Raw genomic sequence first — 23,259 nt, 5'->3', positions numbered from 1 at the left:
AGTACCCCACGAAAGCCGCAACTCACCGGCCCGGCCAACGCTGTCGTCCACTAGCTTCCTTGTTGCTGACAATCAATCGTGCTATACTTTTATTAACAAAATAGGCGATGAGAAAAAGGGTTATCAGCCGTCGCGACAGCGAATCCGGGACCGTGTAAGCCGGAACGTGTGGGCTGATAATTGGCGTTTTTGAGCCACTAACTAAAGAGCATCGACGTGTTCACGCCGGTGAAATAGGGTGGAACCGCGCGCAAGCGTCCCTATGCCGTTATTAGGCATAGGGACGCTTTTTGTCTCGTACCAATACCATAAAGGAGTGCAACATGGTTAACAAGATGAACGTTCAAGAAATGATTCAGACCCTCCAGGCCTTCTGGGGATCCAAAGGCTGCATGCTTATGCAGTCCTACGACGTGGAAAAGGGTGCCGGCACGATGAGTCCGTACACCTTCCTGCGCGCAATTGGACCGGAACCGTGGAACGCGGCATACGTGGAGCCATCCCGGCGTCCTGCCGATGGCCGTTACGGTGAGAATCCGAACCGTTTATTCCAACACCACCAATTTCAGGTGGTGATGAAGCCATCCCCAGAAAAAAATCCAGGAATACTACCTGGACTCGCTGCGGGCGTTGAATATCGATCCACTGGAACACGATATCCGCTTTGTTGAAGATAACTGGGAGAACCCATCCATGGGTTGTGCCGGTGTTGGTTGGGAAGTATGGCTTGACGGCATGGAAGTGAGCCAATTTACCTACTTCCAAGTTGTTGGTGGCCTCGAAGTTTCACCCGTAACTAGCGAAATCACTTACGGGGTGGAACGATTAGCATCATACATTCAGGACGTAAAGTCCGTCTTTGACCTCGAATGGGGTGACGGCGTGAAGTACGGCGATATCTTCAAGGAACCTGAATACGAGCACTCCAAGTACGCCTTTGAGGAAAGCAACCAGGACATGCTGCTGGACTTCTTCAACGCCTACGAAAAGGAAGCCTGGCGCCTAATGGACCTCGGTTTGGTGCACCCGGCTTACGACTACATTCTTAAGTGTAGCCACACCTTCAACTTGCTGGATGCCCGCGGGGCCGTATCCGTCACCGAGCGTGCCGGCTACCTGAGTCGGATTCGAAAGATGGCGCATAAGGTCGCCCGCGCCTTTGTTGCCGAACGGAAGAAGCTTGGTTTCCCGTTGCTCGACCACGCGGATGCAGAAACTACGGAGGCAAAGTAACTCATGCAATACTTACTGGAAATTGGTTTGGAAGACATGCCCGCACACGTCGTTACGCCTAGCTTGCGTCAACTTGCGGACAAAACCGCTGCGTTCTTGAAGGACCAGCAACTCGACTTTGACGATATTAAGAAATACGCGACGCCGCGGCGGCTCGCATTGTTGATTGACGGTCTTGCCGCAAAGCAAGCGGACCGGGCAGAGGATTTGCGTGGTCCGGCTAAGAAAATTGCCCAGGATGCGGATGGCAACTGGAGTAAGGCGGCTATCGGCTTCACACGCGGCCAGGGCATGTCGGTTGACGACATTGAGTTCAAAGAGGTGAAGGGGACCGAGTACGTTTTCCTCCACAAAGAGGTCGCGGGTAAAGGTGCGGCTGAGATCCTTCCTGGTCTGGTTGATGTCATTAAGAGTTTGACGTTCCCCACACGGATGAAGTGGGCCCAGTACGACTTTGAATTCATTCGTCCAATTCATTGGATTGTGAGTTTGCTGGACGACCAGGTCGTTCCGATGCAGATTCTGGATGTCCAGGCAGGGCGCGAAACCCAGGGACACCGCTTCTTGGGCCACGCTGTCGAACTGCAGACCGCCAATGATTACGTGAAAGCTCTACGGGGTCAGCAAGTTCTGGTCGATCCGGCTGAGCGCAAGGCCATCATTACCGACCAAATTAACGCCATTGCATCCCAAAATAATTGGCAAGTAGACCTGGATAAGGACCTCTTGGAGGAAGTTAATAACCTGGTTGAGTTCCCCACCGCCTTTGCGGGTAGTTTCGACGCCAAGTACCTCGACATTCCCGAGATTGTGTTGATTACGTCCATGAAGGATAACCAGCGGTACTTCTACGCGCGGGACCAAAATGGACGCATGGTGAACGCGTTTATCGGGGTGCGCAACGGTAACGGTGAGCACATGGACAACGTCATTGCTGGTAACGAGAAGGTGCTGACGGCCCGGCTGGAGGATGCGGCATTCTTCTACAACGAGGATCAGCAGCATAGTATTACCGACTACGTTGCACGCCTGAGCAACGTCAGTTTCCACGATAAGCTCGGTTCTTTAGCGGACAAGATGGCCCGGGTCCAGACCATCGCGAGTGTTCTGGCAAAGCATTTTGCACTCGACACGCAGGGCACGGAAGATCTGCAGCGCGCTGCTGGCATCTACAAGTTTGACTTGGTCACCGGCATGGTGGGCGAATTTGCGGAGCTCCAGGGAACGATGGCGGCTCACTACGCGCAATTAGCAGGTGAGAATGAGGCAGTTGTCGCAGCGTTGGGTGAGCAGTACATGCCTATTTCCGCTGAAGGTGCGTTGCCGGCCAGTGAGGTGGGCACTTTGCTGGCCATGGCGGACAAACTGGACACGTTAATGAGTTTCTTCTCGGTCGACATGATTCCGAGCGGGAGCAACGACCCCTACGCGTTGCGGCGGCAGGCATACGGTATTGTGCGGATGCTGGCGACGCACAAGCAGACGTTGCCGTTACGACAGTTGCAAGGCGAATTGATTAAGCAACTGGAGGAAGCAGGCCAGACGAATGGTCGGGATTACAGACACAACGTGGACGCGCTAGACGAATTCTTCCAGGACCGTATTAAGCAATTAATGCAAAGCAACCATGTAAGTCATGACGTGGTGGACGCGGTTACGGCAACGGCGGACCCGGATGTGAGTGCCGAAATTTCAGCAGCGGAAGTATTGACGCGGGCGGCCAAAGCGGACGAATTCAAGGAACACTTGGAGGCGTTGACCCGAGTTGTACGGATTACCAGCAAGAACCCGGCAACGGGTGATGTGGATCCACAACTGTTTGAAAACGATAGTGAGCAGCAGTTACACAGCGCGGTGGAGCAGTTGGCGGACTTTGACGGTCGGACGACGGCGGCAAACTTTGAACGGCTGACGGCGTTGACGCCGATCATTAATGCATACTTTGATGAAACGATGATTATGGCGGACGACGAGCGGGTACGGGACAACCGGCTACGCGAGTTGAACCGACTGGCACAGTGGATTACGTTGTTTGGGGATTTGACGAGGGTGAGGAAGTAGAGAGAGCGGAGCAGGCCGTTTAGAAAGCAGAGTATAAGCATTTACGGACGGGAAGCCCGCACTTGGCTTCATGTTCGTGACTGCTTATACGTCGCTTTCTGGCCTGCGCAGCTCGTTTCAATAAGCACAGATAACGGGGGAGCGTTGTATCATTTACCAACCAATGTATCGCCGAAAGGCCCGCACTTGGCCTTTTGGCGATAGTTGCTTATACGTCGCTTTCTGGCCTGCGCAACCCGTTTCAACACCTGACAGTAACGCGGGAACGTACTAGCAGTCACCCACAAGCTAACTAAGAACGCACTTGGCCTTTTGGTTTGAGTACCTTATGCGTCGCTTTCTGCCTTGCGCAACCCGTTTCGACACCCATGCGCAACACGGCTACACCGCGGCAACTCGCCAGCATACCAGTAAGAAACGCCCGTCCCATCCCAACAAAAAGTTAAACTACGTCGCGTTATCGCTTATCATTGCTACCGCTTGCGTTTTCAAAACATTCGCGCTACAATATAATTTGCTATTTTTGTACCCACGAATGGATTGACGAACGGAAATGGGGGTGATGGTGTTGGCCAAAATGATTCCCGAAGCGACGATTGATCAAGTGCAAAACGCGGTCAACATCGTCGATTATGTTGGTCAGTTTGTACAGCTGAAGAAACAGGGTCAAAACATGTTTGGCCTGTGTCCCTTCCATGATGAGAACACACCATCGTTTTCGGTCAACGAGGAGAAGCAGATTTTTCACTGCTTTTCTTGTGGCCGGGGCGGTAGCGTGTTCAAATTCGTGATGGATCTTGATGGGGTGTCTTTCCCCGAGGCTGTGGCCAAGGTTGCAGAATTTGGTCACGTTGACGTGCAGATCAACACGACGGTCAACCAACCCCGTGAATCTGCCACTGCTACTAGGCAGAAGGAGATTCTGGCACAAGTACAGAAGCTGTTTAACCACCTGCTGGTGAACACGGCGCAGGGGGAACCCGCACTGGATTACCTGCACGGACGGCAGATGACCGATGAGACGATTGAGCACTTTGGTATTGGGTTTGCACCCAGCGATGACCAAATGTTGCGCAAATATCTCACCAAAGAAGGCGTTAGTTACGAGGAACAGCGCGCGTCCGGCTTGTTTGTGGATCGGGATGGCGGCGAATTAGCCACGCGTTTTACCAACCGGGTAATGTTCCCACTCCGTAATGAACGTGGGCAAACAATCGGCTTTTCTGGTCGGGTGCTCGGCAAGCAGGATGGCGTAGCTAAGTATTTAAACAGTCCCGAAACCGAGCTGTTCAACAAACGCGATACGCTCTTCAACCTGGACCAGGCCAAAGCGGCGATTAACCCCGACAAACGCTTCTACCTCTTTGAAGGGTTCATGGATGTGATTACCGCCTACGAGGCCGGTGTCCAAACAGGGATTGCCTCAATGGGTACCAGTTTGACCCGTGAACAAATCGGGATTATCGACCGGGTGGCAAATGAAGTCGTAATTAGTTATGACGGTGATATGCCCGGCAAAAGGCCGCCGACCGGGCGTTAGGCATGTTGCAAAATGCCCGTGACTTGCGGTATTCCGTATGCTTGCTACCGGACGGAATGGATCCCGATGAGTTTATCAAAAGTCGCGGTGCCGACGCCTTCAAGCAGCAACTGCAACACGTATTAACACCAATTGCCTTTCGCATCATGTTCCTCGCTAACGGCGTGGACATGACCAACGATCATGACAAAATTGCATACGTCGACGCAGCGCTGGCGGAGATTGCCCGCGAGACTGAGGCCGTACCACGGTCGCTATACCTGGATCAACTAGCAGAGCGTTCGGGTGTGCCCCGCGATGCTTTGGCACAGCAGTTGGCTAGTACTCAGGTCGCTCCCGCACCGGCCTTGGGGGCGGACAACCCATTTGGTGCCTGGGACGATAACGACATGCCGCCAGAACCAACGGGTGGCTGGTCCGACGTGCCACCCGCAGATCCTGCCGGCCAGCCGCAGACCTTTGCGAAACCGCAAACGGTACGCATATCCCGCTTTGAAAAAGCTGAACGTGCGCTACTTTACTACATGTTGACGGATTCCGAAACCGCCAACTTGATGGGCGCCGAGGCGGTGCACTTTCCCCACGATCTGTACCAAACCATCGCACAACAGTGGCAGGATTACCGTGCGGATGGGCATGATGATATCAGCGGATTTACCACCCGCCTCAGCGATGAGGAGGGCCAAACGGTCGCCGCGCTACTTTCCACCCCATGGCCACCCGTCAATGATGAGACCACCGATGGGCTGCTGAAAGTCCTAGGGGGTTCCGACCTGCGCCAGCAACTCGGAACCGTTAAGGAACAGTTGCAGCAGGCCCAGCGCCTTGGTGACCAAGAGGGCCAAACCCGGTTGGCAAACCAATATTTTGAGTTAATGCGCCAGTTAAAGGCATAATCACGATTACAAACGGAGGAATGTACATGGCAACTACTAAGAAGACCACGAACACTAAGTACGATGCAGCCGTCGCAGCACTGCTCAAGGAAGCAAAGCAATCCAAGCAGGTGACCGACGCGGAGCTGGCCGAAAAGTTGGTTAAGCCGTTCGCACTGCAGAGTGATGCCGTGGACGAACTGATGCAAAAGTTCGAAGACTCTGGAATTAGTATCGTTGATGATAAGGGTGAACCAGCGGAACGTGCGCTGAAGAGCCAAAAGAACGTGGTCTCCAAAAAAAGAACTGAGTGACATGTCCGCGCCCAGTGGGGTTAAGATTAACGACCCCGTGCGGATGTACCTCAAGGAAATTGGGCGGGTTAACCTGTTAACGGCCCAAGAAGAAGTGGATCTCGCACTTAAAATCGAGCAGGGTGACCAGGTTGCTAAGCAACGTTTGGCCGAAGCAACTTACGGTTGGTGGTCTCCATTGCCAAACGCTACGTTGGCCGGGGCATGCAGTTTCTGGACTTGATCCAGGAAGGTAACATGGGCCTCATGAAGGCGGTCGAGAAGTTCGATTACCGCAAAGGGTTCAAGTTCTCCACCTACGCCACGTGGTGGATTCGTCAGGCCATCACGCGTGCAATCGCTGACCAAGCCCGGACTATCCGTATCCCCGTCCACATGGTGGAAACAATCAACAAGCTGATTCGGATTCAGCGGCAATTGCTCCAAGATTTAGGTCGCGAACCTATTCCGGAAGAAATTGGTGCGGAAATGGATATCCCTACCGAGAAGGTCCGGGAAATTCTGAAGATTGCTCAAGAACCTGTTTCCCTGGAAACACCAATTGGTGAAGAGGACGACTCCCACTTAGGCGACTTCATTGAAGACCAGGATGCAACTAGCCCCGAGGACCACGCTAGTTACCAGATGCTGAAGGAACAGTTGGAGAACGTCCTTGATACCCTGACGGAACGGGAAGAGAACGTGCTTCGTCTCCGGTTTGGTCTGGATGACGGCCGTACCCGGACGCTGGAAGAAGTGGGTAAGGTATTTGGCGTTACCCGTGAACGGATTCGTCAAATCGAAGCTAAAGCGTTGCGTAAGCTGCGCCACCCGAGTCGCTCCAAGCAGTTGAAGGACTTCTTGGAATAGATCTCGTCAGTCAACTAAGACCGGTCCTGGTGACCGGTCTTTTTTTTGCGGGATTATCGCCGGCACAACGTAATTACTTTGCACAAGTGGTGCCGGTCTGCCCAAAGGTGACACCTGAAACAGGACTATCCCATGTGGATACTGTATAATAAAAGCATTAATGGAGAGGGGATCCACCATGGAAATAACGTTACGACCATTAACTCACGACCAGTTAGGGGCTTTCTGGCAGGTAGCATTTAGCGACCCACACGCAGAATGGACCAAGTGGAACGGGCCTTATTTTCACGAGGAAACCCCGACTCGGCGGGAGTTTCTCGAAGACATCGGTGTCAATGAGTTTCAGGACAACCCAACCCGCCAGGTCATTTGGTTAGACGACAAAATGATTGGCATGGTCTCCGCCTACTTTGATGACGGTGCACTGTTACGGTGGTTGGATGTCGGTATCACCATTTACGATGAACGTATGTGGCACCAGGGCATTGGCACGGCGGCTTTGCGCCTGTGGATCACACACATGTTCAAAGTCATCAACTTACCGCATATCGGGCTCACGACCTGGTCGGGTAACGAACGGATGATGCGTCTGGCTGAAAAATTAGGCTTAAAGATGGAGGCGCGCGTTCGTCAGGTTCGTTACTGGCAGGGGCAGTACTGGGACTCAATTCGTTATGGCGTTTTGCGTGACGAATGGTTTACCCAGTATCCCGACACGGACGAGTAAACCAACAATCTCCTGCGCGTAGTGTATACTGGTTATATCCAGTAGCATAGGCGGAGGAGATTTTTTTTGACTAGTAATCAGGTACATTTGAGTAAACGTTTGGCTGCGATTGCAGCGTACATAGATTCCGATTCCCGCGTTGCTGATATCGGTACGGATCACGCCCTGCTGCCAATTGCACTCATCCAAGAGCAACGGGCAAGTTTTGTGGTTGCCAGTGATATTGGTGCCGGGCCGGTCGGGATTGCCCGGGATAACGTTGCGCAACACGGATTAACTGGCACCCAGATTGAGGTAAGGCAGGGAGATGGCTTGGCCGGGATTAGACTGAACGATGGTATCGACACTGTGGTCATTGCCGGCATGGGTGGGGAATTAATCGCCCGTATTCTCACCGCGGGGCAAAGTCACTTAGACGGCACCGAAACGCTGATTCTGAGCCCCCACCGCGACGAATACCTAGTGCGTCAATGGTTGGTCGACCATCAGTGTGCCATTTTGGGTGAAACCATCCTCACCGACGAGGGCCACACGTACGAAATCATCGAGGTGGGACAGTCACAGCCGGCAGTAGGTTACGACGCAGCCGATATTTTATGTGGTCCATTCTTGCGGCGTGAACGTAACGCTACATTTATTGACAAATGGACGCGGAGAGAACGAAAATTGCAGCATATCATTGATAGTATGAGTGCCGCCAAACACCCCGTAACTGAACAACTGGAGGCTGCCCGCCAGGAACTCCAAATCATCCGGGAGGTATTGGCATGACTTCAGCACAAACAATTATCGATCGGTTTGAACAAGCGGCACCACTAGACCTGGCATTACCAGGCGATCCCAGTGGCTGGCAAATTGGTGATCCGCAGGTAGAAGTAACGGGCGTATTCGTCACGCTGGACGTACGGCCCGAGACGGTTGCGGCCGCGGTCGCACAGAAATGTAATTTCATGCTGGCGCACCATCCGGCGGTCTTTCATGCGCCCCAAAACCTCAACTTTGAAGACCCGCAGGTAGCCATGTATGGTGATATCATTCGGCATGGCATCACGGTGTATGGCGCCCACACAAGCCTCGACAACGCGCATCCAGGCATGAATGATTGGTTGGCAACCGCACTGGGACTCACCAACGTGGGCCCGTTGAAGGTACCGGGAGAACTCGACGGCATGGGTCGGATCGGCAACCTCGATACCCCGGTGCCCCTGAGCGACTTTGTTCAGCAAAGCAAAGCCGCGTTGCAGGTCGAACACGCACGCCTGATTGCGCGTGACCAACAACGCTTGGTCCGAAGGGTCGCGGTACTCGGTGGCGGCGGCAGTTCCGTGTATGCGGCTGCTCAGGTGGCTGGGGCTGACGTCCTGGTCACCGGCGACGTAACCTACCACACGGGGCACGATATTCTGGCCCGTGACTTTGCCGTCCTTGATGCCGGCCACCATATTGAACGGATTATGGTGCCACAGGTTGCGTCGTGGTTGCGCGACTGGTCGGCCACAGACGGCTGGGGCATCAAGGTAGTTACCAATACTATTAGCACCGATCCCTTTACGTTTGTTTAACGGCACAGTGTGATTAAACCGGCATACCGGTTTGGTCACACTTTTTTTTGCATTTTAAATACGGAAAGGGTTGCATCCGTAAGTTTTAGTGATATCATTTAGATATCATCAAAAAAGGCGAGGTGAGATGGGTGAGTGCCGACAAGAAAAAATTTTTGCTCCGCATTGATCAACAATTATACGATCAAATTGCCACGGCCGCTGATAATGCGGGCAATAGTGTTAACGCCTATATAGAGCAAGCACTAACGCGCGCATTACATCAACCCAGCTTTGAACAACGCCAAGTTGTGGGTCAAACAGTGGCGGCCAATGATATCGTTGCTGATAGCGGGTTAGTATTAGCCCACGGTATCTATTACCGGTACATCACGACTGATAACGCCCCGATTGCTCCGGGACATGATTACGCAATCGTCGCCGCAACCGGCAATATATTAACGTTACAGGTGATTTAGAGGGTCGAAATGGAGGATATTATGCTGGGAATTAAAATTGTGCGCCAAAACAACCAAGGGTTAGTCGAAACGTTAGGACGTTACCGCAGGAGCGTCACCCCGGGATTACACTTTTACTTGCCATTGTTCCAACGCGTGAGGACAGTTAGTCTGGCCATGGAGCCACTAGCGCTGCCTAACTACTCCATCATCACGAAGGACAACGCCGATGTGACCGCCAGCCTCACGCTGAACTTTCACATTACCGACGCAGTCAAGTACCAGTATGAAAACACTGATTCGGTCGAGTCGATGTCACAATTAGTTCGTGGTCACCTCCGTGATATCATTGGCCGGATGGATTTAAACCAGGCCCTGGGGTCGACGGCCGAAATCAACCGCGAACTGACTTTGGCCATCGGCGACCTCACCAACACGTACGGTATCAACGTTGATCGCATCAATATCGACGAACTCACACCCTCATCTGCCATCCAGGCAGCCATGGACAAGCAACTGACGGCCGACCGCGAACGCGTCGCGGCCATTGCCAAAGCCGAAGGGGAGGCCAAGTCCATTGAACTGACAACTAAGGCCAAAAATGATGCCCTGATGGCGACGGCGCGGGCGGAGGCCGACGCCACCAAGACACGGGCTGATGCCGAACGTTACCGTATCGATACAGTACAGCAGGGGCTAAGCGCGGCCGACGAAAAGTACTTCCAGAATCAGGCCATTAACGCGTACGCTGACCTCGCAAAATCACCGGCAAACATGGTGGTGGTGCCGGCGGACACCGCGAGCGACCTGGGCAAAGTCCCCGTCATTGGCAAACTATTGAACAAGGATTAGTTAACGTTGATATGAGTACACAAAACGACCGGTATTCCTAAGTTAGGGAATACCGGTCGTTTTACGTTAGTGCTCGGGAGCTAACCGCATTGTGGTCCAATCTTTTTTTTACGTACACACATTATTATTTGAGTAATGGCGCAATCCAGTTCGTCCACGCCCAACTAATCGGCATGACGAACACCATGGCCGGAATCATATCGGCCGTCGGGAACATCTTGACCTGCACCATCCGGAAACCAGTTGCCAGCATCAGGAAACCACCTGCAGCTTTGAAGTCGGCAATCATTACGGGGGTAGTTAGTGGGAAAACGTAGCCCGCGATGAGGTAAAGAATGAAGAGCACGATGAATTGCGGCACGGCAATCACGGAAACCACGGCGCCGAGGTTAGTGGCAAAAATTGCCGCCGTGAAGAAGTCCAAGATGGCCTTAGAAATCAGGATGGAGGCATCCCCAGTCATCCCTTCAGTCAGCGCACCGTAAATACCGGTACCGCTGGCACAGAACAGCACGATGATGGTCACCACGCTGGCCATGAATTCCTCCTGGGACATCTCTCCGTTTTCGCTACCGTGAATGAACTTAGAAATACCGCGCTGCATGAGCCCAGCACCTTTGTTCACACCATCACCAAAGTGGATGATTAACCCAAAGCCAGTCCCGATAATCAGGGCAAAGATGACTGCGGGCATGTTCTTCATGGGCGCAATGGCGTAAATCCCCATGCCCATCGAACAGGCACCGAAAATCATGTTGATCTGTTTCTTGAAGTTCTCGGACATGTACTTGCCCGCAATGGTACCAAAAATACCGCCAATTAAAACTGACAGCGCGTCGATAATTACACCAATTGGCATAACTCGAAGCCTCCTTTTGTCTGATTGTTAGCACACTGGTGGGGAGGAACGCCCGCACTGTCGAACAGCACATCGTTTCAGGGCTCGGCCCACCGGCACGCATATTAATTAAGTAGTGCGGAACGGGGGATGAAACCTCCCGTAACAACGTTACATAGTCTACAATGCGGACTGGTTGGGAAACAATTCAGTTTTGTGTTAAAGTTATTCGCAAATGGAATACCACACTAATTGGCGTAATAATGAATTTTCAGCAGTACATAATTAATTGGAAATGAGGTCGTTCATGGACATTCGTAAATTACGGACCTTTGTTAACCTGGCCCACACGTTGAACTATACGGAAACAGCCGCCGCCCTGTTTACCACCCAAGCGACGGTCTCCAAACATATTATTTCAATGGAAAAAGAACTCGAAACGCAACTATTCATTCGGGCTCACCGCACCATTGCACTCACGCCCGCTGGCAACACGGTGCTGAAATATGCCCGGGAAATTTTGACTAGCTATGACGAAATGGCACGCCAACTTAGCACCGACCGGAACACGGCCAACCAAACGCTCACAATTCGTGCTATTCCATCGGTTTCCAACTACCGGGCGCTGGGATTGATTACTGAATTTCAGCGTGCCAATCCGGACATCGAACTACACTTTACCGAGGGTGAAAGTTACGCGCTATTGCCATCATTGGATGACGGCCACAGTGATATCGTCTTTATGCGCACCTTTGTGGAGCACCAAACAGAGTACGACATGATCACGGGTGAGGTGGATCGCTTTGTGGCGGTGGTCCCGGACACCAGCACTTTGGCCCACCAGTCTCATATCAACGTAAGCCAGTTACGCGGCCAGAATTTTTTAATGTTGGGCAAAGAAACGAACCTGTTTGAACCCATCATGCGCATGGCGCGCGCCGCCGACTTTACCCCCACCATTACGTACGAGGGACAGCGCATTGACCTGGTACTGCAACTCGTCAATAAGGGCATGGGGGTATCCATCATGATGGAAAAGACTGTGCGCACCGATGACTATCCCCATATCGTCAAAATCCCTCTCGATACGGACGTTTCCAGCCATCTAGCGTTTGTCCGGCGCCATGAAGGTCCGCACACGCAGGCGAGCGACCGTTTCTGGCGTTACGCGCAGGCGCACCGTGACAGTTACGCCGAGTGATGCCGGTGTGCGCTGAAGCATCCACCGTGTATTCCAAAGTGGAATTTGCGTACCGACAAGTTGAATTGCTTTGCCGTATCCGTGGACCGATAATAATCCTTGCAAACAACAAACATTCCATTTTGGAGGCAGAGTAGTATGACTACAAAAAAGTATGATTTGCGGTCAGCCATCGAAGAATTGAAGGCCATGCCGGGTCAGTACCTGGAATCCAACAAGGAAATCGATCCTGAAGCGCAATTAGCCGGTGTCTACCGTTACGTTGGTGCTGGCGGTACCGTTCAGCGCCCAACTAAGGAAGGCCCAGCCATGATGTTTAACAACGTCAAGGGCTTCCCGAACTCCCGAGTTTTGATTGGTGTCTTGGCCAGTCGTCGCCGCGTGGGTGCCTTGATGCACCAGGACTGGCACAACCTCGGTCACGTACTGAACGAAGCGGTGAAGACACCCATCCAGCCCGTTACGGTTGGCAAAGAAGATGCCCCAGCCCAAGAGGTTGTGCATTTGGCCACTGATGCCGACTTTGACATCCGGACTTTGCTCGCAGCGCCTACCAACACACCGGACGACGCTGGCCCATACATTACCATGGGTGTTGTGCGGGGTTCATCACCGGATGGCTCACAGCACGACGTCACTATTCACCGGATGGTTCTGGAAGACAAGGACACCATCGGTATGTACATCATGCCTGGTGGCCGCCACATCGGTGCCTTCCTGAAGGAATACGAGGCCAAGAACGAACCAATGCCAATTACTATTTCCATTGGTTTGGACCCCATCGTACCGATTGCCACGACGTTCGAGCCGCCGACAACCCCACTTGGTTACGACGAATTGTCCATTGCTGGTTCATTGCGGCAGCATGCCGTTGAGCTGGTTGATGGCGTCGCAGTGCATGAAAAGGGGATTGCCCGGGCTGAATGGATTATCGAAGCCGAAATCATGCCGAACACTTCCATGCAGGAAGACATCAACACGAACACCGGCTTTGCCATGCCAGAATTCCCTGGCTACAACGGCCAAGCTAACTCAGCCGTCCACGTTGTCAAGATTAAGGCCGTTACCCACCGGAAGGATAACCCCATCGTCCAAACCACGATTGGGCCATCCGAGGAACACGTTTCCATGGCCGGCATCCCGACCGAGGCTTCCATCCTCAACCTGGTGGATAACGCTATTCCCGGTGTCGTCACCAACGTTTACAACCCGCCAGCTGGTGGTGGTAAGCTAATGACCATCATGCAGATTCACAAGGGCAGCAACAATGATGACGGTATTCAACGCCAGGCTGCGTTGCTCGCATTCTCCGCCTTCAAGGAACTGAAGACTGTCATCCTGGTTGACGAGGACGTTGACATCTTTGACTGGAACGACGTTATGTGGACCATCAACACGCGCTTCCAAGCCGATATGGACATCCAGGTACTGACCGGTTTACGGAACCACCCATTGGATCCTTCCGAGCGCCCAGAGTATGACCCTAAGTCAATCCGGACGCGGGGGATGAGTTCCAAGCTAGTGCTTGATGGGACGTACCCACACGACATGAAGGACCAGTTCCAGCGTGCTCCGTTCATGGACGTTAAGAACTGGGAAGACTGGACCAAGGAATAATTTAACTAGTCGGTTGCACCAAATTGTCATTTCACACACAATATTGATCATAGTGGGTGCCCGTAATGGGACCAGCGAAAATCAGGTTGTGTTACGGAAGCTATTGCACTATCCATACCAGGGTGGCGGCGGTAGCTTCTTTGTACATATTTGCAGGCTGCAAATCTGCGGCCCGTATTGATACATACACCCATCGCATTGTGCCGGGTGGTTAAAAAAACACTGGGTTGTGTTACCGTCACCACGTTGCCGGCCACACGTCCCCGCAAAGAGGGTAATTAGGATGAAAAAAATTGTTATTGGTGTATCGGGTGCCTCGGGGACCATCTACGCGTTGTCGTTGCTTGCGGCTTTGCACGCAAATCCGGACGTAGAAACCCACCTGGTAATGAGCAAGTGGGCGCGGGAAAACCTCTCGGTCGAAGCGACGGGTTACACGATGGCCGATGTCGAAAAGTTGGCCGATTATACCTACAACCCGAACGATATGGGAGCAAGTATTGCTAGTGGGAGCTTCATGCACGACGGTATGGTAATTGTGCCTGCAAGCATGAAAACCATGGCGGCGGTGGCGACCGGCCTCGGCGATAACCTGATTGCGCGGGCAGCTGACGTCACGCTCAAGGAGTGCCGTCAACTGATCATGGTGCCGCGTGAATCGCCGTTCAACCAAATCCACCTGGAGAACATGCTCAAATTAAGCCGCATGGGAGTAGAGATTATTCCGCCAATTCCCGCATTCTACAACCGGCCCCGTACCATCGATGACATCATCAACCACAACACGATGAAGTTGCTGGATCACCTGCACATTCGCAACGATGCGGGTGACCGGTGGCAGGGCTTGGCGGCCGCTAAGCAAGCGGCCCGGAAGGAGGCGGAGGCTCATGACTAAGGTTGGCGAGAGCATCACATTCAGTGTGACGATGGAGGACTACACCATCTACGCGGTGGTTGAACGGCAAAGCCAGGACTTGCTCATCCAGCTCATTGGCGGTGACGTATGGCATTACGGCGTCGTCACCGCCGTCAGCAAGGATACGGAGCCCCAAGACATTAACATGCCGAGCCGCCCGGGGCACGTTCACCAGGAGCGCGTTTTGACACACGCCTTGGCGAGCGTAATTCGGCCTGTACTGCAAAGTAACGCGTTCATCGTTAGCGGGATGCATGTCAATAGCATCACCACCGCACAGATGCGTGTCGCGACCAAGATGGCGCGAACGCTGGGCGAGGAAATCCGCGACTGGGTTGTGGCGCACCCGGCGGCCAAACTCGTCGAAACGTTCGCTCCCAGTCACCACCGTAATGTCGGGGAGTAACGGTGGCTGGTAGTAGTTTGGCGGCGGTTGCGGACGCCACCCGCTCGGCCTACACCACCACCAAACTACTACCAACGTGAGTCCGCCTGACTCATAGTGAATGACAAACAATCTTTGCAGACAGCAAGATCCCGAGATTTTACTTAACAGTCATGGGCGTTAGGTCAATCTAATAACGTAGTGTGCAACATTACTCACAGAATATTTCACTCGATTGATGTTAACTTGGGTTGTGTTTTGATTTATTATTCTGTCGCAATGAATCATTTATAAATAATCTAGTCGTCTAGGTATCACGTGAATCGATGTTATTCCATAAAACACGTGTACAACACGTTGGTGGTAATGGGGTGATAGTGTAGGGTAGCCGGAACGGCGTGAGCGTGAGGCTCGTAGCTCCGGTCGCGATTGTCACCCGTTTACCCGGAGCTATCGCCCCATTACCACCAGCCACTAAGCCACCCAACCGCACAAAAAAAAGAGCAGATCAATTCTGCTCTTTTTTGCTACCACATAGATTACCGCCCAGAATTATTGTCAACACGCTTCTTGCTGGGGACCTCTTGGTAGCCCTCCCGATAATTAACGTACAGGGCCAGGGCAAAGAGGTAGTCGGACAGACGGTTCACGTACGTCATGATGGCATCTGGCTGCGGACTCGCCTTGTGCAAGGTCACCAGCTGGCGCTCTGCGCGGCGGGCGAGGGTGCGGGCGTACTGCAGCCCAGCGCCGGCCGGACTACCACCCGGTAGAATGAATTCCTTCAAACGTGGCGTGGTCGCCATGATGTCGTCAATCCGTTCCTCCAGGCGAGTGGTTAGCTCCGCCCCAATCCGATGACTGCGCGGTACGGCGATGTCCGACTGCAACTGGTATAGTTCACGCTGACGGTCAGCCAGCTCATCGGCTAATCCAGCCGTACCGGCTGTCAGGGCCGCAATAACAACGCCGATCCAGCTTTGCAATTCATCGAACGCACCCAGCGTTTCAATCTGGCGTCGTCCTTATCCACCATCTGGCCCGTGACCTGTTTTGTCTGACCATGATCGCCCACCTTAGTGTAAATTTTTACCATCAATAATTCCTTTCCAAACCACGTAATAAGCACCTAGCCAACACTATAGCTGCGGGTCAACCGCAAAGTTGAGTGGGGAATCGTCCGTGCTGTCGCTCAACAAGCCCATTGATAATGCACGCCATGATTCCGCAGACAGTTGTGCGCGTTCTGCGTTACTTTGATTGGCAAACGCGACTAACGCATCTGCATCTTGAAGCTGCTTTGCCTGAGCATCGCTCGCGTGCAGGTGCGCTAATAACCGCGCCGCGACGTCCTCCTGCGTTTTCACCATGCGGGGGCTGAACCGTTGCCAGTGTGCATCAACCAGCACTCCGGCCAACTTATATTGCCAGTAAGCCGAATTGAGGTTGGCCGGCAACCCACCGCGCTGGTAATCAGCCGGCGTCGTGTCTGCACCAGCGTAAAACGGTACGTACTGGCTCTCAGCGGCAACTCCCATCGCCAGCCAGTGAATGTTGGCTACAGCGGCGGGCAAGTCCGAGCGCATCTGCAACACGTGGCTCTCCTGTGTTTTGGCGAGACTGATGGGCCGGTAACGGTGGGCGTTAGCGGGGTCTGGAATCCGGGCCGCCGGGTCAAAGGGGGTGTCCTGAAAATGTGCCGACAGTACGGCCGTAGCATCAGCGACCCGTAATGGTCGGTCCGCCCGCATGATAAACGGCTGGTCAAAACTTTCTGGATCCGCAACAATACTACTTTGCGTGAGTAGGCGGTGACCGTCCCAAACGCGCGGATTATTGTACATGCGGTCCTGGCTAGTATGGGTGCCGAAGATTTGCCGCCAGTTAAATGGCGTGCCGGGTTGCCAAAGCTGGTTAGTTTGCGCAAAGTCGATGAGGGTGGGGTCCAGCATAAAGTCGTCGCTGTCAGGATCGACAACCTCAATGCTGAGCTGGTTAGACGCCACGGCGTAGGCATCATCCGGAATGCGCTGGGCTAACCAGTGATGGCCAGTCGCAATTTCCATGTACCAGGCCTCCTGGTTGTCCGCAAAGAGGATGCCGTTAGCCTCACCGGTTCCGTACTGCTCAACGAGGGCACCCAGCCGCTGAACGCCAGCACGCGCCGAATCAACGTACGGCAACACAATTGTCACCATGGCCTCCTCGTTGATGCCATGCTCGGTGAACGGATCGTAGCTTAAGACCAGGGGGTTGGCGTACGCACTCTCGGTCGCACTCATCGCCACACCCGCATCATTGATCCCGTCCTCCTCAAAGAGGCCGTACTGATCAGTCCATTCGGGCGTGGCCGTGTACTGACGTGCCGAGTCCGGCAGCGGGATCACCACGCCAGTTTCGGCTGACGTAAAGGTGGTTGGTTGCGCGGCAGTTTGGCTGGATGCACAACGAAGTGCTTTGGCCATGACGCCTTTGAGTCTTCGTTGCGACCAATCATGACGGAGCCATCCGCAGTGGCTTTGCGGCCGATTAAAATACTGGTACACGATGAGCGTGGTTGAATCATTGGGAGTACCTCCGAATTAGTTTCTTGATTGGCATTAATTATAGCGCATTTTTGCTGAGTTCTGGGAAAAGGTAAAGACGTTGCGCTAACAGTCGCCAAGCCGCGACCTCTTTAGTATAATGGTAGCTGACGTTGGTACGGCACGCATACTTGGCGTGCCGTACCCGCAAATAAATTGGGGTCAACATGACCCCCGCGGAGGAATTAACAATGCCATTAGTACATATTGAACTGGTTGCCGGTCGGAGTCAGGAACAACTGAAGCAGATGGTTAAGGACGTAACGGACGCTATCGTTAAGAATACTGGTGCTCCGGCTGAACACGTGCACGTGGTGCTCAACGAAATGGCCAAGGACCGTTATGCGGTGGGTGGCGTACTGAAGTCCGACGAACAGTAGACGCATGGAATATTGGGCCCGTTTGCGCGCAATCGTGGCACGTTATCCCCAAATCACCGCGCTACAGCAACAATGGCAGGCATGCCAGGCAGCACGCGACGCTATTCAACGTCACGAATTGCCCGCGGATAACTTGCCGCGACTAGGTTGAGTGCCGACCAATGGTTATTCCGTCACGCAAACGAGGCACGTGATTTGCGTGCAGCCAGCCACATGCTGGAACACTTTCGCTGGTATATCGCCTACCACTTTGGCGTGTGGGCGATGATTACCGCCGACCTCATGGACACGTGGGTCGCCACCTTTCCGGGTTACCGCTACCTTGAAGTGGGTGCGGGTAACGGGCTCATTAGCTTTGGGCTCCGGGAGCGTGGGGCCAGCGTCATTTGTACCGATACGTTGAGCTGGACCGGGGAGAACGCCACGGGGCGTGCACCCTGGACGGAGGTCCTGCCAATGGGTGCCAGCGCAGCGGTGTGGGAGTATGGTAACCAAGTCGATGCAATTATTATGTCGTGGATGCCCGACAAGGATCCCAACGACGCGGCACTCCTGCAACAAGTCCGGACTTACTTCCCACACCTACAGATTTTCTGCATCGGTGAACGTAACGGACTCACCAATAGTGAACTATTCTGGACGATGGCACATCGCCGCCCGGATCGACGCTTGTTGCGTTGAACCGACATCACCGCCAATTTGACGGAGTGAACGATAAGATTTATCTAGTATCGTAAGCATTATTTTTATTGATAGGGGGGCGTGGTCTTGCTAAGACACACCGTGGTTAACGTACTACTAATATTGCTTGCCATTGGTGCCGGCCTGATATGGAGTCTACGCGACCAATCAGAGTACGCAGACATCTTGGATCATGGTGGGCTGTCCGCTACGGCCAGAGTCTACCCGACCAAGAGCACCAAGCGCATTAGTGATGTCGTCGCGGCATTAGCCAATGATGATACAGTTGATGACCTTCAGGTACAGTTTGGGGTGAACAAAACCACTTCGTATATTTACGAAAAGGGGAGTGTGCAAAAACTGCCGCTGGATTCCGGACAGTTTTTCAGCGCGGCCGACTATAATTCAACCATTCCGGTGGCTGTTGTTGGCCGCACCGCCGCGGAAAACCTGTACGTTGGGAGTAACCAAAAATACCTCCAGGTGAACGGGCAATACCTATCCGTGATTGGTGTTACCGGGAGCGATGCGAGTCCGCGACTCAACAACCATATTTTCATCAACGCGTCCGCGCAGGGTACCACCTACAACCCCGAACTAAAACACGTGGAGGTTTTGGCGGATACGGACGACTGGACGACGGTTAATTCGACCCTAAAACGAATCCTGGGTGCACACTCGTACAAGCACCTCGCCAACGCCAAAACCCAGGTCAACAGTACTCGTGATAAGCACTTAGGCGCATTCTTTACCTACTTAATCTTACTGGCAATTGGTTTGGTTATCGTGGCGGCGATTAACGTTTGGCTGACTCCTGCAATCAAAGTGGCGGGGGTGGACCGACCACTGCGAAACCACTACATCTTTAGCATGGCGGGCAGCTACCTCCCTGGTGCTATTATTGCAATCGCTATCGGCACTGGTATTGCGTGGTGGCGACTCTACATCACTAACCATGTGCGCTTGGTCGGCAGTGCTATCGTCATGCTAGCAATCTTTATCGTGGCGAACCAACTATTAATGTTCTGGCAATTGAGACGAAAGGAACGTTCGCGTGAAATTACCTGATGGCTTTGCAGATAAATATCGACGTCTTTTAGGGGCGGAGGCGGACGGTTTCCTCGCCACCTTTGATGAACCGGCGACATCCGGTTTTCGCGTAAACCCGTTACGGCCGGACCCGACTGACGTTAACTTAAGCCTGAGCGAGCCCATTCCGTATTCAGAATGGGGCTATTACGGCAAAGTTGATGGTAACGCCGTTGACCACGTCAGCGGGTACGTCTACAGTCAGGAACCGAGTGCGCAGATGGTGGGGGCAGTGGCATCTCCCCAGCCCGGCATGCGAGTGCTAGACTTATGTGCGGCTCCAGGGGGCAAATCCACGCACCTGGCGAGTGCAATGCGCGGTCAAGGCTTGCTGGTCAGCAACGAAATCAACGCTGGTCGGGCCCGGGTCCTGAGCAGTAACCTCGAGCGGTTTGGGGTGGCCAACGCCATTGTCACTAACAACGATCCGGACACGTTAGCAAAGGCGTGGCCCGAGACGTTTGACATGATTTTGGTTGACGCACCGTGTTCGGGCGAAGGAATGTTCCGGAAGGACCACGATGCCGTCCAATACTGGACGCCGACGTACAATGACGAGTGTGCTGCCCGCCAACGCGATATCGTCGCGGCAGCATTCAAAATGTTGGCTCCCGGCGGCACGTTAGTCTATTCCACCTGCACCTTTGCACCCGAAGAGGATGAACAAATTGTGGCTTGGCTCCTCGACAACACCGATCTGGCAGTCGTGCCGCTTGACCACGCTGGGGTTCTAGCACCCGCACGGCCAGAGTGGGCTGATGGTAATCCGGCAATTGCTGGTGCTGGCCGTCTTTGGCCACAAAGTCATCGTGGTGAGGGGCACTTTGTTGCTCGGCTCCAGCGTCCAGGAAAGTTGCCAGAACACGTGCCCGGTCGTAACCGCCTGCAGACGCCCACCGCTGAGCAGCGGACGCTGTGGTCGGATTTTGCAGACTACACGCTCGTGGCAGACGCTGTGACCGGCGACCTAGCCGTCTTTGGCGACTACCTGTACGCTATGCCGCACGATTTACCCCGCCTCAAAGGGGTACGTGTCACGCATCCTGGGTTACAGTTAGGCGAGTTTAAGAAGCGGCGGTTCGTCCAAGTCATAGCTTGGCGACGGCGCTGCCACCGGCTAGTTTCCATACAACCGTTGAGTTAACGGACGCAGAATTCGGACGTTATCGCCATGGCGAAACGGTGCGGCGCCCAGATATCGATGGCCGCCACTTTGCTTTGATTACTAACCAGGGTAAGGGTTTTGCCTTGGGCCACCTGGTGAACGGTACCGTTAAAAACTTGGTACCCAAGGGGCTGCGGGTTTAACCCACGTCAAAAAGGCACCCAGCGTTAATGTACATCTCAATAAGGGATGTTCACTAACGCTGGGTGCCTTTTACTTGCTCATCTTTTAGGGCATGGTCAGCCCGCGCTGTTCAATGTAGTTACGCAAAGTCGGACTCAACACCACGGGCACCGTCCGCAACTCGGTTAGATTACGCGCGCCCAGTAACGCCATGATGCCCCGGACCTCCGTTAGCAGTTGCTGGAGACGAGTGACCGTCGTGTCCAAATCACCACGCGTGAGCCAGTGTAGCACCAGTCCCGCGATCCCCACGACCTGCGCACCCAAGCGAAGCGCCACCACCACATCGAGTGCCGAGCGTATTCCGCCGGTTGCCCACAACTGCAGGGTGTCGGCATCATCGCTTTGGGCCTCTAACAGCGACTCGACGGTGGTTTGACCAAACGTAAACAAGTCGGTAAAGTCACCAGCATGTTGCTGATGGCTCCGCACGTTTTCAATTTGGGCAAAGTCGGTACCGCCCCGACCGCCAACGTCGACAAAAGGAACGCCCAGGCGGCTGAGTCGAGCAAAGTCATCGCTGCGCATGCCGGCGCCAACTTCTTTGACAATCACCGGCACGGACACTGCAGCCTGAATCCGTGCAATGTTGTTGATCCAATAAAACTCGCGGCCACCCTCTGGCATGACCAATTCCTGCACGGCGTTGAGGTGTACCTCCAGCATGTTCGCCCCCAAAGCGTTCACTGCCTGCTGCGCAACCGCCGGACTTTTATCCGCGCCCACGTTAGCAATCACTATTCCGTCCGGGTTGGCTGCACGCAATGGGGTAAAGGTGGCCGCTTGATCCGGTTCGGACGCTAGAATGGATTCACTGCACTCGCCACCGCCAACCCGGTACGGGCAGCTATTGTGCCCAGTTCCGCGTTAATCTTACCGGTGGCGGGGGAGCCACCAGTCATGGCGTTAATCAACACCGGCCATTGCCACTGTTGCCCGGCAATATTTTGGCGAATGTCAACGTCATCTACCGCCAATTCGGGTAGTGCCGGACGGATGAAGCGTACGTCGCCAAACCCAGCGGTGGCATGTTCTTGAAAGAATTTTTCGGCTAGGAACACGTGCTCGTCCTTGCGGTGTGATTGTACAGATTGCATTTTGCTTACCTCATTATTCCGTGGTGTCAATTACGCTGGCTGCCGGTCCCGGCGCACACACGACCAGTTCGTTATCGAGTTGCGCGTGCAGCGCGGCAACCACCGCGTCAACATGCGTGGCGTCAGTTAATACTTTGACGTTCGGCCCCGCGTCCATGGTGGCGTAAGCGGGCAGTCCCGCGTCCCGAACCGCCCGGACGGCCGCCCACGCGGTAAGGGTCGCCGGTGCAAAGTAGGTGAAGGGGGGCTCGGCAGCCATGTTAGCACCGTGCATCATCATGGCACTACGCTCAGTGAACTGGCCGATTTGCTCCATATCACCCTGGGCCAGTGCGGCCACCATCGCTGGGGCGTCGTGTTCAGCGTGGCAGCAAAGACGGGGAAGTACGGCGAGGTCGCTACCGTTCGGGCCATACCGTCGCGGGACGACACGTCCTTCTGACGGTCGTCAATTAGGATGGCGACCATGCGCAAAGACAGCGATGGCGCGGTTGGTACGGGCTCGGCAAAACTACTATCGTCGTCGTGACCCTTATGCCAAATAGCGGTGCCACCAAAAATCGACCGCGTGGCCGAACCAGACCCGCGACGGGCGAGGCGGGATAGTTCGCGGGGTGATAGCTCGGCACCGGCAGCCCGGGTTGCAGCGAGTGCCAGCGCCGCAAAGGCGGA

General features: G+C 54.0%; 18 protein-coding genes and 7 pseudogenes. 19 read left to right on the top strand and 6 right to left on the bottom strand.

All coding sequences use genetic code 11. The features are described 5' to 3' along the window. From JCM12539_RS14235 to JCM12539_RS09775, 11 genes and pseudogenes are all read left to right on the top strand, one after another. On the top strand, positions 1–193 hold a 193-nt coding region (locus JCM12539_RS14235; RefSeq protein ID WP_225350336.1), incomplete at its 5' end, for a hypothetical protein. Between the two features lie 130 nt (positions 194–323). Next, positions 324–1,233: pseudogene (gene glyQ / locus JCM12539_RS09815) on the top strand (glycine--tRNA ligase subunit alpha). 3 nt (positions 1,234–1,236) lie between these two features. After that, complete coding sequence (gene glyS, locus JCM12539_RS09810; RefSeq protein WP_054651108.1) at positions 1,237–3,294, top strand: glycine--tRNA ligase subunit beta; 2,058 nt, start codon at positions 1,237–1,239, stop codon at positions 3,292–3,294. A 577-nt stretch (positions 3,295–3,871) separates the two neighbouring features. Beyond that, positions 3,872–4,834: a DNA primase gene (gene dnaG / locus JCM12539_RS14230; protein WP_225350337.1), complete on the top strand. Its 963-nt coding sequence runs from the start codon at positions 3,872–3,874 to the stop codon at positions 4,832–4,834. 2 nt (positions 4,835–4,836) lie between these two features. Beyond that, positions 4,837–5,730: a hypothetical protein gene (locus JCM12539_RS14225; RefSeq protein WP_225350335.1), complete on the top strand. Its 894-nt coding sequence runs from the start codon at positions 4,837–4,839 to the stop codon at positions 5,728–5,730. Between the two features lie 26 nt (positions 5,731–5,756). Continuing rightward, a pseudogene (gene rpoD / locus JCM12539_RS09800) lies at positions 5,757–6,872 on the top strand (RNA polymerase sigma factor RpoD). Between the two features lie 178 nt (positions 6,873–7,050). Continuing rightward, a complete protein-coding gene (locus JCM12539_RS09795; RefSeq protein WP_054651107.1) occupies positions 7,051–7,599 on the top strand; it encodes a GNAT family N-acetyltransferase in 549 nt (182 codons plus the stop codon). 66 nt (positions 7,600–7,665) lie between these two features. Beyond that, positions 7,666–8,370, top strand: a complete 705-nt coding sequence (locus JCM12539_RS09790) for a tRNA (adenine(22)-N(1))-methyltransferase (protein WP_054651105.1) — start codon at positions 7,666–7,668, stop codon at positions 8,368–8,370. Continuing rightward, positions 8,367–9,161, top strand: a complete 795-nt coding sequence (locus JCM12539_RS09785) for a Nif3-like dinuclear metal center hexameric protein (RefSeq protein ID WP_054651103.1) — start codon at positions 8,367–8,369, stop codon at positions 9,159–9,161. Before JCM12539_RS09790 ends, JCM12539_RS09785 begins: the two co-directional genes overlap by 4 nt. Positions 9,162–9,292: 131 nt before the next feature. Further along, entirely contained in the window at positions 9,293–9,619 is a 327-nt protein-coding gene (locus JCM12539_RS09780) for a type II toxin-antitoxin system antitoxin (RefSeq protein WP_061777610.1), read from the top strand. A 21-nt stretch (positions 9,620–9,640) separates the two neighbouring features. Next, the gene (locus JCM12539_RS09775) at positions 9,641–10,450 is read left to right on the top strand and encodes an SPFH domain-containing protein (protein ID WP_173585394.1); all 810 of its coding nucleotides are present in this window, start codon (positions 9,641–9,643) and stop codon (positions 10,448–10,450) included. A 124-nt stretch (positions 10,451–10,574) separates the two neighbouring features. Here JCM12539_RS09775 and JCM12539_RS09770 read toward each other — a convergent pair whose 3' ends face one another. Further along, positions 10,575–11,309: a DUF554 domain-containing protein gene (locus JCM12539_RS09770; protein WP_054651097.1), complete on the bottom strand. Its 735-nt coding sequence runs from the start codon at positions 11,307–11,309 to the stop codon at positions 10,575–10,577. Positions 11,310–11,595: 286 nt separating this feature from the next. On the opposite strand from JCM12539_RS09770, the gene JCM12539_RS09765 reads away from it, so the two are divergent. From JCM12539_RS09765 to lpdD, 4 genes are all read left to right on the top strand, one after another. Then, positions 11,596–12,489, top strand: a complete 894-nt coding sequence (locus JCM12539_RS09765) for a LysR family transcriptional regulator (RefSeq protein WP_054651095.1) — start codon at positions 11,596–11,598, stop codon at positions 12,487–12,489. Between the two features lie 138 nt (positions 12,490–12,627). Continuing rightward, complete coding sequence (locus tag JCM12539_RS09760) at positions 12,628–14,106, top strand: UbiD family decarboxylase (RefSeq protein WP_054651093.1); 1,479 nt, start codon at positions 12,628–12,630, stop codon at positions 14,104–14,106. 277 nt (positions 14,107–14,383) lie between these two features. Further along, positions 14,384–15,001 (top strand): UbiX family flavin prenyltransferase, encoded by a 618-nt coding sequence (locus tag JCM12539_RS09755; protein WP_054651110.1) that lies wholly within the window; start codon positions 14,384–14,386, stop codon positions 14,999–15,001. Beyond that, entirely contained in the window at positions 14,994–15,428 is a 435-nt protein-coding gene (gene lpdD, locus JCM12539_RS09750) for a prenylated flavin chaperone LpdD (RefSeq protein ID WP_054651091.1), read from the top strand. The genes JCM12539_RS09755 and lpdD overlap by 8 nt, the downstream gene beginning before the upstream one ends. A gap of 518 nt (positions 15,429–15,946) precedes the next feature. On the opposite strand, the pseudogene JCM12539_RS09745 reads toward lpdD, so the two are convergent. Continuing rightward, positions 15,947–16,503 (bottom strand): annotated as a pseudogene (locus JCM12539_RS09745) (cob(I)yrinic acid a,c-diamide adenosyltransferase). Positions 16,504–16,546: 43 nt separating this feature from the next. Next, positions 16,547–17,973: pseudogene (locus JCM12539_RS09740) on the bottom strand (C69 family dipeptidase). A gap of 210 nt (positions 17,974–18,183) precedes the next feature. On the opposite strand from JCM12539_RS09740, the gene thmT reads away from it, so the two are divergent. The 4 genes and pseudogenes from thmT (at position 18,184) to JCM12539_RS09720 (ending at position 21,450) form a co-directional block, all read left to right on the top strand. Then, positions 18,184–18,372: a 2-hydroxymuconate tautomerase gene (gene thmT / locus JCM12539_RS09735; RefSeq protein ID WP_054651089.1), complete on the top strand. Its 189-nt coding sequence runs from the start codon at positions 18,184–18,186 to the stop codon at positions 18,370–18,372. Positions 18,373–18,567: 195 nt separating this feature from the next. After that, positions 18,568–19,053: a class I SAM-dependent methyltransferase gene (locus JCM12539_RS09730; RefSeq protein ID WP_054651086.1), complete on the top strand. Its 486-nt coding sequence runs from the start codon at positions 18,568–18,570 to the stop codon at positions 19,051–19,053. A gap of 87 nt (positions 19,054–19,140) precedes the next feature. Next, positions 19,141–20,121, top strand: coding sequence for an ABC transporter permease (locus tag JCM12539_RS09725; RefSeq protein WP_054651084.1), 981 nt, complete (start codon positions 19,141–19,143; stop codon positions 20,119–20,121). Next, positions 20,108–21,450 (top strand): annotated as a pseudogene (locus JCM12539_RS09720) (RsmB/NOP family class I SAM-dependent RNA methyltransferase). The gene JCM12539_RS09725 and the pseudogene JCM12539_RS09720 overlap by 14 nt, the downstream one beginning before the upstream one ends. Before the next feature lie 85 nt (positions 21,451–21,535). Here the strand turns inward: JCM12539_RS09720 and fni are convergent. The 3 genes and pseudogenes from fni to JCM12539_RS14215 all read right to left on the bottom strand — a co-directional run. Then, a pseudogene (fni, locus tag JCM12539_RS09715) lies at positions 21,536–22,587 on the bottom strand (type 2 isopentenyl-diphosphate Delta-isomerase). Between the two features lie 13 nt (positions 22,588–22,600). Next, positions 22,601–22,903, bottom strand: a complete 303-nt coding sequence (locus JCM12539_RS15585; RefSeq protein ID WP_263849788.1) for a diphosphomevalonate/mevalonate 3,5-bisphosphate decarboxylase family protein — start codon at positions 22,901–22,903, stop codon at positions 22,601–22,603. After that, positions 22,864–23,259, bottom strand: a pseudogene (locus JCM12539_RS14215) (hypothetical protein); the annotation flags it as partial. The pseudogene JCM12539_RS14215 and the gene JCM12539_RS15585, both read right to left, overlap by 40 nt.

The organism is Lacticaseibacillus pantheris DSM 15945 = JCM 12539 = NBRC 106106 (genome assembly GCF_001311175.1).
GTDB classification, from domain to species: domain Bacteria; phylum Bacillota; class Bacilli; order Lactobacillales; family Lactobacillaceae; genus Lacticaseibacillus; species Lacticaseibacillus pantheris.
This window is presented reverse-complemented; position numbering and strand designations above follow the sequence as displayed.

Excerpts from the sequence above, each read along its gene's own strand:
- glyS (WP_054651108.1), top strand. The coding sequence starts at position 1,237 with ATGCAATACTTACTGGAAATTGGTTTGGAAGACATGCCCGCACACGTC.
- dnaG (WP_225350337.1), top strand. The coding sequence starts at position 3,872 with ATGATTCCCGAAGCGACGATTGATCAAGTGCAAAACGCGGTCAACATC.
- JCM12539_RS14225 (WP_225350335.1), top strand. The coding sequence starts at position 4,837 with ATGTTGCAAAATGCCCGTGACTTGCGGTATTCCGTATGCTTGCTACCG.
- JCM12539_RS09795 (WP_054651107.1), top strand. The coding sequence starts at position 7,051 with ATGGAAATAACGTTACGACCATTAACTCACGACCAGTTAGGGGCTTTC.
- JCM12539_RS09785 (WP_054651103.1), top strand. The coding sequence starts at position 8,367 with ATGACTTCAGCACAAACAATTATCGATCGGTTTGAACAAGCGGCACCA.
- JCM12539_RS09775 (WP_173585394.1), top strand. The coding sequence starts at position 9,641 with ATGCTGGGAATTAAAATTGTGCGCCAAAACAACCAAGGGTTAGTCGAA.
- JCM12539_RS09770 (WP_054651097.1), bottom strand. The coding sequence starts at position 11,309 with ATGCCAATTGGTGTAATTATCGACGCGCTGTCAGTTTTAATTGGCGGT.
- JCM12539_RS09765 (WP_054651095.1), top strand. The coding sequence starts at position 11,596 with ATGGACATTCGTAAATTACGGACCTTTGTTAACCTGGCCCACACGTTG.
- JCM12539_RS09760 (WP_054651093.1), top strand. The coding sequence starts at position 12,628 with ATGACTACAAAAAAGTATGATTTGCGGTCAGCCATCGAAGAATTGAAG.
- lpdD (WP_054651091.1), top strand. The coding sequence starts at position 14,994 with ATGACTAAGGTTGGCGAGAGCATCACATTCAGTGTGACGATGGAGGAC.
- thmT (WP_054651089.1), top strand. The coding sequence starts at position 18,184 with ATGCCATTAGTACATATTGAACTGGTTGCCGGTCGGAGTCAGGAACAA.
- JCM12539_RS15585 (WP_263849788.1), bottom strand. The coding sequence starts at position 22,903 with ATGGAGCAAATCGGCCAGTTCACTGAGCGTAGTGCCATGATGATGCAC.